The sequence below is a fragment of the Glycomyces luteolus genome (assembly GCF_027622875.1).
Taxonomy (GTDB): domain Bacteria; phylum Actinomycetota; class Actinomycetes; order Mycobacteriales; family Micromonosporaceae; genus Glycomyces; species Glycomyces luteolus.
Window position 1 is genome coordinate 58,093 of the sequence record NZ_JAPZVP010000028.1, and the last position, 10,908, is coordinate 69,000.

The following is a 10,908-nucleotide window of genomic DNA, read 5'->3' on the forward strand; positions in this document are numbered from 1 at the left end:
CCGAATGCCCGTCTGCGCCAATAGTTCTGTCAACGCCTGTCGTGGTCTACAGGCGCTTGCGGCGCCGCCGCCTGCCCGAAGACCCACTCGCTCTAGGAAAGGTCAGGCAATTGCGCCACCTGCCCGGTCGACTGCTGGCCGCCGCCGCGGTCGTGCCCATCACCGTCTTCGCCTCCGCCGCACCGGCTGAGGCCCAGGAAGCGCCCTTCGCGCAGCCCGCCCAGGCCGCCGCGTCCTGGCTCGTCGGCCAGTCCGACGGCACCTCTTGGAACGGGGGGGACGTCTCGTCCTCGCTCGACGCCGTCATCGCCCTGGAGGCCGCCCGCGTCGGCGGCGACCAGGTCCAGGCCACCCTCGAGTGGCTCAACAGCACCGAGACCCTCACCCCGTACGTGTACCCGACCGTCGAGGGCGTGACCGAGCCTGAGCTCAACGCCGGCGCGGCCGGGAAGGTCATGTACACCGTCGCCACCGCAGGCGGCGACCCGGCGAACTTCGGCGGGATCCGCCTCGCCTCCGAGGTCACGGCTTCGCAGACTGCGAACGGCACGTACGGGGACGGCACCGCGCCGTCCAGCGCGTGGGCCGTGCTCGGGCTCTCGCGCACCGACACCCCTGCCGGTGCGGAGGCCGCCGCGGGCCTGGCCGCGGTCCAGTGCCCGGACGGCGGGTTCAACTTCGGCGACGTCGACGGCGGGGACGACTGCATCTCCGACCCCGACACGACCGGCCTGGTCGCCTCGGCCCTGGTGACGCTCGGCGAGCCCGGTTCGGGTCCGCTGGCGTCCGCAGTGGCGTGGCTCGAGGGCGCGCAGGCCGAGGACGGCGGTTTCGACAACGGCTTCGGCGAGAACGCGAACTCGACCGCGATGGCCGCGCAGGCGTTCTTCGCGGCCGGGAACGCCGCCGCCGCCGAGAGCGCCGTCGCGTTCCTCGTCGGGCTGCAGTTCGACTGCACCGCCGAGCAGCCGGGCGCGGTCATGTACACCGACCCGGAGGACCCCGAGTTCGGGGAGGCCTCGCGACTGCTGGCGACCGCGCAGGCGATGGTGCCGCTCGCGGGCCAGGACCTCGCGAACCTGGACGCCACGGACATCGAGGCCGCGGTGCCGGGCAACGGCTGCGAGAGCGCCGATGCCGGTGACGACGCCACCGGTGCCGCCGATGAAGAGGACGAGGGTTCGGCCTCGTGGCTGCCCTGGGTGATCGGTGCCGCCGTGGTGGTGCTGGCCGCGCTGCTCATCGGTCTGGCCCTCAAGTCGCGCCGCGGCGGCGCCGCTCCCGCCGAGGACGCGACCCCTGCGGCTGACCGGCCGAAGGACGGGTCCGGCGAAGCGACTGCGGACGACGGCACCGACAAGTAAGCGTCGGACCGTGTCACGAAGCGAACGAAACGCAGGCAGCTCCCGCCGTACCGGCGGGCGCTGCCTGCGCGCTTTCGCCACACTGCTCGTTGCGCTCGGCACCGTCGCCTTCCCGGCTTCACCCGCCGCCGCGCACGAGCACTGCCTGGAGGTCACGGTCGTAGTCGACTTCGGGACGCTCGCCCCCGATCCCGAGACCGGCTGCGCCGTCGACCCGGCGAACGGCCTGGACGCGCTCGCGCGGGCCGGGTTCTCCGTCACCGAGGTGGCCACGATCCGCGGCATGGTCTGCCGGATCGACGAGCTCCCCGAGAGCAGCTGCGGCGGCGCGCCGCCCGCGAAGGAGTACTGGTCGTACTGGCGCGGCGACGCCGACAGCGACGAGTGGTCGTACGCGCCCGTCGGCGGCGCGGACGCCCGCCCCGACGCGGGCGACGTCGAGGGCTGGGTCTTCGGCGACGGCTCGACACCGCCCGCCCTCACCCCGGTCGAAGCCGCTGAAGCGACCGAGGGGCGCGGACCCGACGAGGGCGAAGAGACTTCGTTCACCTGGATCATCGCCGTGGCCGCACTCCTCGCCATCGCCGCGCTCGCCATCTGGCGCATGCGCCGCGACCGGCACGCGTGAGCGGGAACCGCGCAGCCGCCGTGACGCTGAGAACCGCCCGACGCACCGCCCACCCGGCGGCCTGGTGGGGCTGGGCGCTGCTGCTCGCCACCGCCGCCGGACGCACCGCGAACCCGTGGCTGCTGCTGCTCATCGTCGCCGTCGCGGGCCTGGTCGTCACCTGCTGCCGCGGCTCGGAACCGTGGTCGGGCGCGTACCGGGTGTTCCTGTTCATCGGGCTCAGCGCGATCGCGGTTCGCATGGCGTTCTACATCGTCTTCGGCGGGTCCGACGGCCCCACCGTCCTCTTCTCCCTCCCTTCGGCGACCCTCCCCGCCTGGGCGGCGGGCTTCAGGCTCGGCGGGGAGGTGACCGCCGAAGGCGCGCTCGCGGCCGCATACGACGGCCTGCGGCTCGCCACCCTCCTCGTCTGCGTCGGCGCGGCGAACGCGCTCGCGAGCCCGCGGCGGCTGCTGCGCTCGGTCCCGGCGGCGCTGTACGAGGTGAGCGTCGCGGTCGTCGTCGCGCTGTCCGTCGCGCCGCAGCTCGTCGCCGGCGTCGGACGCGTGCGCCGCGCGAGGGCCTTGCGCGGCAACACGAGTCGCAGCCCCGCGAACCTCATGCGCACGGTGGTCTCGCCGGTGCTGCACGACGCGCTCGACCAGTCGCTCGCTCTCGCCGCCGCGATGGCCTCGCGCGGATACGGCCGCGCCGCGGGCATCCCCGCCCCGGCCCGCCGCGCCACCAGCGCATGCCTCCTCATTGGACTCATGGGGTTGTGCGCGGGGGCGTACGTGCTCCTCGGCGCGGGAACGCCCGCGCCGATCGCCTGGGCCGTCGTGGCCTGCAGCGCGGCCGTGGCCGCCTTCGGGATCGCGTTCGCTTCCAAGCGCGTCCCGCACACCCGCTACCGCCCCGACCGGTTCGGCGCGCGCGACTGGGCGATCGTCGCCTCCGGCGCCGCGGCCGTCGCCGGAACCGTCCTCAGCGGCATCTACGAACCGGCGGCGCTGTGGCCCGCGACGAACCCGCTCTCGGTACCCGAACTGCCGATGTGGGCCGCGGCCGGGATCCTCCTCGCCACCGCGCCCGCCCTGCTCGCGCCGTCCTCAAGAGGAGGAGCACCATGATGAACCCCGGCGGGATCGCCTTCGACCACGTCACCTTCGCCTACGCGGGAGCGCCCGTCTTGGACGACGTCTCCTTCGACCTGCCCGAAGGCGAGTTCTGCCTGCTCGTGGGACCCACCGGAGCGGGCAAGTCCACGCTCCTCAAAACGGTCAACGGCCTCGTCCCGCACTTCACCGGCGGCACCATGGCCGGGCGGATCACCGTGGCCGGACGCGAGGTCCACGGCTCGACCCCCGCCGACCTCGCCGACCTCGTCGGCTACGTGGGCCAGGATCCCCTGGCGGGCTTCGTGACCGATGAGGTGGAGCGCGAACTCGCCTACACCGCCGAGCAACTCGGCGTCGCCCCCGCCGCGATGCGCAAACGCGTCACCGAGATCGTGGACCTCCTCGGCCTCGCCGACGTGCGCGACCGCGACCTCGCCGCCCTCTCCTCCGGACAGCGGCAACGGGTGGCGATCGGCGCGGCCCTCGTCGCGGGGCCGGCCGCGCTCATCCTGGACGAACCGACCTCCGCGCTCGACCCGACCGCCGCCGACGAGGTCCTCTCGACGCTCCACCGCCTCGTGCACGACCTCGGCGTCACGGTGCTGCTCGCCGAGCACCGGCTCGAACGCGTCGCGCAATACGCCGATTCGGCACTGCTCCTGGTCGGCGGCAAGGTGACCGCAGGTTCGGTCGGCCAGATCCTGGCCGCTTCACCGATCGCCCCGCCGGTGGTGGAGCTGGGCCGCCTGGCCGGATGGCCCGGCCCGCCGGTCACGATCCGCGAGGCCAGACGCCACGCCGCCCCGCTGCGCGAGGCCCTGGCAGGGCGGCACCCGGCGCCCCCGGCGGCGACCTTCAAGCCCGCCCGCCGCAAGAGCCCGGCGTCCGAGTCCGGGCCGCCGCTGCTCGATGCCCGCGCCCTCACGGTCGACTATCCGGGCGGCGTGCGGGCCGTCAACGGCGTCGACCTCGTTGCCGCACGCTGCGAACGCATCGCCCTGATGGGCCGCAACGGTTCCGGCAAGTCGAGTCTCTTGTGGGCGTTGCAGGGCACCGGTAAGCGCTCGGGCGGCATGGTCGCGATCGGCGGCGACGACCCTGCGGCACGCAAACCGGCCGAGCGCCGGACCCTCGCGGGTCTCGTCCCGGCCGAACCCGCCGACCTCCTCTACGCCGAGAAGGTCGCGGCCGAATGCGACGGTGCGGACCGCGACGGCCGTGTTCCGGTCGGCACCTGCGCGAAGATCCTCGAAGACCTTGTCGAGGGCATCGACGGCGGCACCCACCCTCGCGATCTTTCCGAGGGCCAGCGGCTCGCGCTGGCATTGGCCGTAACGCTCACGGCCGCACCGCCATTGCTGCTCCTCGACGAGCCGACGAGGGGCCTGGACTACCCGGGCAAGGCCGCGCTCGCGTCGCGGCTCGGCAAGCTCGCGGAGGCCGGGCACTGCGTGGTCGTCTCCACGCATGATGTGGAGTTCTGCGCCGAGTTCGCGAGCCGGGTCGTGATCTTGTCCGACGGCGAGGTGGTCGCGGACGGCCCGGCCCGGCAGATCGTGGCGGCGTCCCCGATGTTCTCCCCGCAGGTCGAGAAGGTCCTGCCGGGCTGGTTGACCGTGGCGGAGGTGGCGGAGGCCCTGGGCGGCAACGGTGTGGACGGAGTCGGCACAGCCGGAAACGGGACGGGCGATGGCGCGGGAACCTGAACCGGGGCCATCGGAGGCTCCTACTTCGACCGGCGTGAACGCAACGGCATCGGAAGCACCGAAGTCCGAAGCACCGCGTCCTGCTACCTCGCCTTCCGCGGCGCCGCATTCAGCGCAACGCCAGCCCGCGACACCGCGCCCACCTGTCCGGTGGAAGGCGGCGCTGTCGCTCACGCTCGCGGCCGCGTTCGGCCTGGTCGCGATGTCGTGGCCGCTATTGGCGGCACCGGGCGGGGCGCTCACTGAGACCACTTCGGGCCCTTGGATGTTCGCGCTGCTGCTGCCGCTCGTCACTGCGGTGGTGGTGCTGCAGTTGACCGAAGGCGGGCTCGACGCCCGGGCGGTCGCGATGCTGGGTGTGCTCTCGGCGGTGGTCGCGGCCGTCCGGCCGTTCGGAGCGGGCGCGGCCGGGGTGGAGACGGTGTTCTTCCTGCTCATTCTGGCGGGCAGGGTGTTCGGGCCGGGGTTCGGGTTCATCCTGGGCTGCACAGGGCTGTTCGCTTCGGCGCTGCTCACGGGCGGGGTCGGCCCGTGGCTGCCGTACCAGATGTTCGCGGCGGCGTTCGTCGCATTGGGCGCGGGCCTCTTGCCGCGAACGCCCGAAACGCGCCCCGGACGCGTGACCGAGCTGGCGGCCCTAGCGGTCTACGCCGCCTTCTCTTCGCTCCTCTATGGACTGCTTCTCAACCTCTCGTTCTGGCCCTTCGCGATCACTCACGGGAATCTCTCGTACGTGCCGGGCGGCGGCTTCGAGGAGAACGTCTCGCGGCTGCTCGCGTACTCCCTCGCGACCTCGCTGGGTTGGGACATCGGCCGCGCGATCACCACGGTGGCGCTCGTCCTCCTGACGGGACCGCTGCTGCTACGCGTTATGCGCAGGGCAGCAAGGAGAGCCAACTGGATCTGAGACCTGCCTCCCGGCGGTAGGTTCGCCCGCTGCGAAGCGGGTGGTGTTTCGGCCTCGACGTGTCAGAATCGGCCGATGACTGCACCCCAAGGCTCTCGATCCCAGGCGATGTCCCCAGGCACCGCACGGCTCCTTGCGGCCGCATTGAGCGCCCTCGCGCTGGTCTCGACGATCGCCGCCCTGGTCATCACCTTCCAGTCGGCTGACCGGATGCTGCCGATCGTCCTGCACTACGCCACGGCGCTCACCGCCGCCATCGGCGGAGTCCGTCTCGGGCAGTCCGCAGGCCGGCGGTCGAACGGTCTCAAAATGCTCGCGATGCTGGCGGTACTCGCCCTGCTCACCACGATGTTGGTCTGGACGGTGCTCGACACGTGGTCCACGATCGGCAAGTGCGAACGGCGTGAGGATTCGCTGTTCCACACCCGCTATGTCTGGCACGAGGGGACCGCCTGCACCGAGGAAGAGCGCGAAGGCTACACCCAGAACCTTTAAGCGCACCAGGCCTAGTACGGGAGGTCGAAGAGAGTGACGAGGGCGCGGTTGAGGTGTTCCATGGTGCGGCCCGAGAGCATGCATGCGCAGTCGGCGAGGCTGCCGACGGTGGCTTGGCCGAGTTCGGCGACGTGGACGAAGCCGCCCACCGGGTCCTGGTCGCCGCAGGGCACCGAGGACGGGCCGGGTCTTCGGCCCAGCGGGGCCACGAGCACCCGGCCGGTGTGGGTGGCGGCGTTGAACCGGTCGTCCGAGAGCACGACCACCCTTTTGCCCGTTGGCGTGTGCATGTAGACCTCGCCGCGTTTCAGCAGCCGCTGCTCTGACTTCGAACCTTCAGGTGACACAGATCTTCTACTCCTCGCCGTCCCCGGCCCACAGTTCGCTCGACTCGCGCTCGGTGGCTTCCAGCCAGTCCTGGTTCTCAGTTGCGCCTTCCTCAACCCGTTCAAGCTCGGCGGCGAGCGCGGCGCGGCGCGCTTCGCGGGCGAGCCAGGTGGTCGGCTCTAGGCCTTCCGCGGCGGCGACGGTGGTGATGACCTGCCAGTCGTGGTCGTCGATGCGGACGGTGATCGCTCGTTTCGGCATGGCGGCGTGGCCCTTTCATGCGGCGAGGAGACGCGGCATCGTTCGGTCGTTCGAAGATGCGTTGCGGGCTCATCGAGGATGGCATGAGGCGCGCTCGGTTTCGAGGCTGGCCACGGCGACATGAGCGTTGTTATACTTTTGTTATCTTGCACATGCATTTGCATGTGCTCCTCATATATGGAAAGGAGCTTACCCCCCGGCGCCTCCGCGGAGAGTCCCACAGTGCGGTCTGTCGGCAACTTGACACAACGTGTTCGGCGTGCGGCCCTTGGCATTTGAACACGCGCACAGGGATGGGCGCTCCGAGCGGTCTGACGGAAGCGCTCCTCTGTCGAGGCGAGTCAGCCGGTGAGTTCGGCTGCGAGCTTTTCGAACTCGGCGGCGATGTCGGCGTCGGCCTGGCTGTACGTCTCGGCGCATTGACGCAGGCCGTCGGCGTGGCGGCCGATCGAGTCGCCGAGCAAGGTGGTGAGGCTCGACAGCTCCGCGCAGCCTTCGCCATACGCCTCGGCGAAGAAGAGGCCGGGCAGGCCCCACGTCATCTCGGCCGCGCCCGCTTCGCTTGCGACGCTGGCGATCGCCTCGGCATTCGGCGCCAGGTCGTCGAGCGCACCGGCTGCCGCTTCCAGCTCCCCGGGGTCGACCTGCCAACGGGTGGCGTCGCCGACCATGGCGGTCATGGCGGCCGCGTCGCCGCCGAATGCGTCGGACACGTGCCCGTAGATGTCCGCCGCAGCGCCCTTCGCGGAGTCGACCACGGCGGTGCCCGCGACCGTGAGGAGTTCCTTCCACAACCGGTACTCCCCGGCGGCGCGGTCGACGACCGGGTTGGCGCGCAGGAACTTGAGCAGCTTCATGAAGATCTGCGACGCGAACTGGAACTTCCTGGTGGCCTTGAGCAGCATCCGCGACGCGGAGACCACGGCGTCCATGACGAACGCGACGACCGAGGCACCGGCAGTGGCGACGCTCGTCGCCAGCGCCACGACCCCGCGCGTGACCGCCCACGAGACGAGTTCGGTCAGGACCGCCTTGATGACCTCGTAGATCGTCTCGGCGAGCATCCGCGCCCAGTCGAGAAGGGCCGCAACGTCCTTGGCACGCTCACCCATCGAGGCGGCTGTCGCGGCCAGTCCTCCGATGGCGTTCCCGGCCGCTGCGGCGGCTTCGCCGTCCCATGTGGTCACGTTGGCATCGGCGGCGTTCGCGATCTCGCCATCGAGCGCGCCGAGCGAGGCTTCGACCTGGCCGAGGACATCGATCTGGCGCTGCATCTCTGTGGCGTCGCCGGAGACCATCATGAGCAGTTCGTCGAAGGGCTGCACCAGATCGAGAATGATGGTCAGCCCTGCGCCGACGAGGGTCCCGATCGGGTCGGTGAGCACGCCCATGACGTCGGCACCGAGGCCCTTGATCTCGCCCGCGATGGTCATCCCGGTGCTCAGAGCGCTCTCACTGCCGGCCTGTTTGACCGCGTCTGCGGTGGCGGTGTAACGGCTTACGAACGGCACGGAGGTCCACTGTGTTCCGGACTCCTCCGCTTCGACTTCTTCATAGCGGGTGATATCAGAACCGTGGAGGTCGGTGTCGCTCAAGGCAAATCCCGTCGGGTGAGTGAGGAGTCACATGGTCACTCGAACCATAAGGAAGACAAGGGAATTTGCCGTGGAACGACACGTATCGACTGGCGTGTCTTCGTACGCGTCTAGACGTTTTCGTACATGACGGCGTGTCGCGCTTGACCGGATCTGCGCCGTGTGTCAATCTCGGAAAACGTGCAGTGCACGTGAACCGAATCCAATTTCAGAATGACGGTGGGCCGCTCCAGTTTCTTGGCGGAAGCAAAGCGGCCCACCTCCCAACCAAGGAAGGCGAGCCTCCCATGGCTTATCCCACCCTACGCGAAAACAGGCGTAGCGCAACTCATCAACTCGCGGCCGCTCGCAACCAGGCGGGCATGATGGCCCTGGTCCAGCAGGCGTTCTACCAGCACGACTCCCTCGGCCCCGGCGCACCGCTGCGCGAGATCACCGGCGCGAGTGACCAAGCCGGGTACTACGACTGGGCCGGGCGGCGCCTGTTCCTCGCCGACGGCGAACCCGACCCGATGTGCCCCGGCGCCTACCGGTACCAGCACAACCCGGCATGCTGCGACCTCGAAGCACCCGACTCCGACCCGCGCTCCCCCCGCTACGAGCCGATGCACCTGCGCCACAAGCCAGGCGACACCTGGATCATCAACACCAACCGCCCGTACGACCCGTTCGACCCCGGCCCGTACGGCACGCCCGGCTGGTACAAAGACGAACGCACCGGCCGCCACCGCCGAGACGAAACCCCCGACCCACTCCCCGCCGAAGGCTGGGTCCCACCGGCGAACGCCAGGTTCCCCGGCACCGCCGACTGGCCCGAACCCCAAGCAGCCCAGGCTGCTCCGAATCGGGAGGGCCGCCGTGACCAGGCGCGTACCAGCAGCAGGGAAAGCGGCGACCGGCCACGCACGTCCGACAGCCGGGGCGGCGCGGAACGGCCGCCGCCATGGGGCTCGCGGGGCCGCCCGGTGCCCTCCGAACCCGACGACCCCGACCAGCCCGGCCAGCCCGGCCAGCCCGGCCAGCCCGGCCAGCGTTCGCGGTTCTGGCATGACGACGAAGAGGACCCACGCGCGGGCAGCGGCCGCTACCGTTCGCCCGGCGACCGCGGTTGGATCAGCGGCACATGCGACACCCCAGCCGCAGGAGACGACCCCGAAGACGAAGGCCCCGACGAGTACCGGTTCTCGAAACTCCGCGAAGACGCCTTCGACCGCTTCATCGCCAACTCCGCACAACTGCGCGCCGCACACTTCGCACCCGAAAAGCCCTACCTCCGCGAGCGGGCCGTCTGGATCCTGCGCTGGCTGGCGTGGGTCCTCGCCTGCGGCCTCGCCCCCATGCCCGCACCACTCACCACCCGCGAGAGCCGACCCGAAGCGCCTGCCCCGCAACCGATCCCCGCTCAACCCGGCCCCGAGTCCCGACCGCAACCGATCCCGACCCAAGCCGACCGCACCGAGCCCAAGGTGACCGCTTCACCCGCAATGCCCGGCGCGGCGATCGCCGCCGCGATCGCCGGCGCCCGCGCCGCCCGCAAGGTCATCGCCGACCGCGAGACCCGCACCCGCGAAGACCTCGCCACCGCAGTCCGCAACGCCACCAACGACAGGCGAACTGCTCACGACCGAGCCGTCCACTGGCGCACCCAACCACGCCAAGACAGACCTCGACCCACACCCCGAACCGCACCCGGTTCGTACATGACCGCATGGGAGCACGCCTTCGACACCGGCCACACCCTCATCCTCGGCGGCACCGCATGATCCCCGACCGCTACGCCACCCGCCGTATCTGCGCCCGTTACATCAAGGCGCTCAACGCGATCCCACTCCCCGTCCGCTACACCGACCCACCCGACCAGACGCTCCCCATCGACCTCGCCGGACTCCCGATCCTCGCCACTGCTGCGATCGACGGCCGGGCTGTCCGCTACTCACTCGTCCTCGGCCAGAACCGCTTCCGCCTGACCTTCAAGGAGATCCACCCAGCCCTCATCGGCCACATCATCAACCTCGAAACTCCAAACCCACGCCTGGTGATCTCGGAGCCCCTCCACACCGAATGGGCCCTGGCCAACGAAGCCGCCATCATCGAGCACGCCACCAGGGCCTGGGAGGACAACACCAGAAACTGCAACCGCTGACCGGAAGAGCGACCGCATATGGGGGCGCGGGCGGCAAAATGCCACCCGCGCCCCCATGAGTCCGTTCGACTGCCCGGCGGTGGCGGCCGAGCCGGGGCGTCGGGATGCCTTGGATGAGGCGTCTGGTGAACTGGTCCACTCCCGATCTCTGCCAGATGCGTCGCGCACCGATCAAGACACCGTGCAGAGGTTCCCGCTGGACGTGGTGGGCGCAGGTGCATGGCGTGGCTGAGATACTGAGAGACAGACGTGGTCAGCCTAAGCGATGTCCCGCAAGTTGCTCTCGGTTGTGTGAAAGCCAGAACAACCGAAGACCGATCGGCCGGTCAGCCGGTCATCGTGAGGTTGTGGAGGCGGGCGATACCGGCCATGGCTTCAGCGACAC

Annotated in this window: 11 protein-coding genes; 8 read left to right on the forward strand and 3 right to left on the reverse strand. The window is 70.5% G+C overall.

Going from position 1 to position 10,908, the window contains the following annotated elements; translation table 11 throughout:
• Positions 1-110: 110 nt before the first annotated feature.
• The 6 genes from O1R50_RS24510 to O1R50_RS24535 all read left to right on the forward strand — a co-directional run bounded on the left by O1R50_RS24510 (position 111) and on the right by O1R50_RS24535 (position 6,197).
• Positions 111-1,364 carry a prenyltransferase/squalene oxidase repeat-containing protein gene (locus O1R50_RS24510; RefSeq protein WP_270112882.1) on the forward strand — a complete coding sequence of 418 codons (1,254 nt, stop codon included), beginning with the start codon at positions 111-113 and terminating at the stop codon, positions 1,362-1,364.
• 10 nt (positions 1,365-1,374) lie between these two features.
• Positions 1,375-1,992 (forward strand): hypothetical protein, encoded by a 618-nt coding sequence (locus tag O1R50_RS24515; protein ID WP_270112883.1) that lies wholly within the window; start codon positions 1,375-1,377, stop codon positions 1,990-1,992.
• Positions 1,993-2,012: 20 nt separating this feature from the next.
• A complete protein-coding gene (locus O1R50_RS24520) occupies positions 2,013-3,101 on the forward strand; it encodes a CbiQ family ECF transporter T component (protein ID WP_270112884.1) in 1,089 nt (362 codons plus the stop codon).
• The gene (locus O1R50_RS24525) at positions 3,098-4,795 is read left to right on the forward strand and encodes an ABC transporter ATP-binding protein (protein WP_270112885.1); all 1,698 of its coding nucleotides are present in this window, start codon (positions 3,098-3,100) and stop codon (positions 4,793-4,795) included. The genes O1R50_RS24520 and O1R50_RS24525 overlap by 4 nt, the downstream gene beginning before the upstream one ends.
• A 202-nt stretch (positions 4,796-4,997) precedes the next feature.
• Positions 4,998-5,702 (forward strand): ECF transporter S component family protein, encoded by a 705-nt coding sequence (locus tag O1R50_RS24530; protein WP_270112886.1) that lies wholly within the window; start codon positions 4,998-5,000, stop codon positions 5,700-5,702.
• 75 nt (positions 5,703-5,777) lie between these two features.
• Complete coding sequence (locus O1R50_RS24535) at positions 5,778-6,197, forward strand: hypothetical protein (protein WP_270112887.1); 420 nt, start codon at positions 5,778-5,780, stop codon at positions 6,195-6,197.
• 11 nt (positions 6,198-6,208) lie between these two features.
• On the opposite strand, the gene O1R50_RS24540 is transcribed toward O1R50_RS24535, so the two are convergent.
• The 3 genes from O1R50_RS24540 to O1R50_RS24550 all read right to left on the reverse strand — a co-directional run bounded on the left by O1R50_RS24540 (position 6,209) and on the right by O1R50_RS24550 (position 8,380).
• Entirely contained in the window at positions 6,209-6,544 is a 336-nt protein-coding gene (locus tag O1R50_RS24540) for a hypothetical protein (RefSeq protein ID WP_270112888.1), read from the reverse strand.
• Positions 6,545-6,551: 7 nt separating this feature from the next.
• Positions 6,552-6,785 carry a hypothetical protein gene (locus O1R50_RS24545; RefSeq protein ID WP_270112889.1) on the reverse strand — a complete coding sequence of 78 codons (234 nt, stop codon included), beginning with the start codon at positions 6,783-6,785 and terminating at the stop codon, positions 6,552-6,554.
• A 341-nt stretch (positions 6,786-7,126) separates the two neighbouring features.
• The gene (locus O1R50_RS24550) at positions 7,127-8,380 is read right to left on the reverse strand and encodes a hypothetical protein (protein WP_270112890.1); all 1,254 of its coding nucleotides are present in this window, start codon (positions 8,378-8,380) and stop codon (positions 7,127-7,129) included.
• Positions 8,381-8,742: 362 nt separating this feature from the next.
• On the opposite strand from O1R50_RS24550, the gene O1R50_RS24555 reads away from it, so the two are divergent.
• Entirely contained in the window at positions 8,743-10,143 is a 1,401-nt protein-coding gene (locus O1R50_RS24555; RefSeq protein ID WP_270112891.1) for a hypothetical protein, read from the forward strand.
• Positions 10,140-10,523 (forward strand): hypothetical protein, encoded by a 384-nt coding sequence (locus O1R50_RS24560; RefSeq protein WP_270112892.1) that lies wholly within the window; start codon positions 10,140-10,142, stop codon positions 10,521-10,523. Before O1R50_RS24555 ends, O1R50_RS24560 begins: the two co-directional genes overlap by 4 nt.
• The last annotated feature ends 385 nt before the right edge of the window (positions 10,524-10,908 follow it).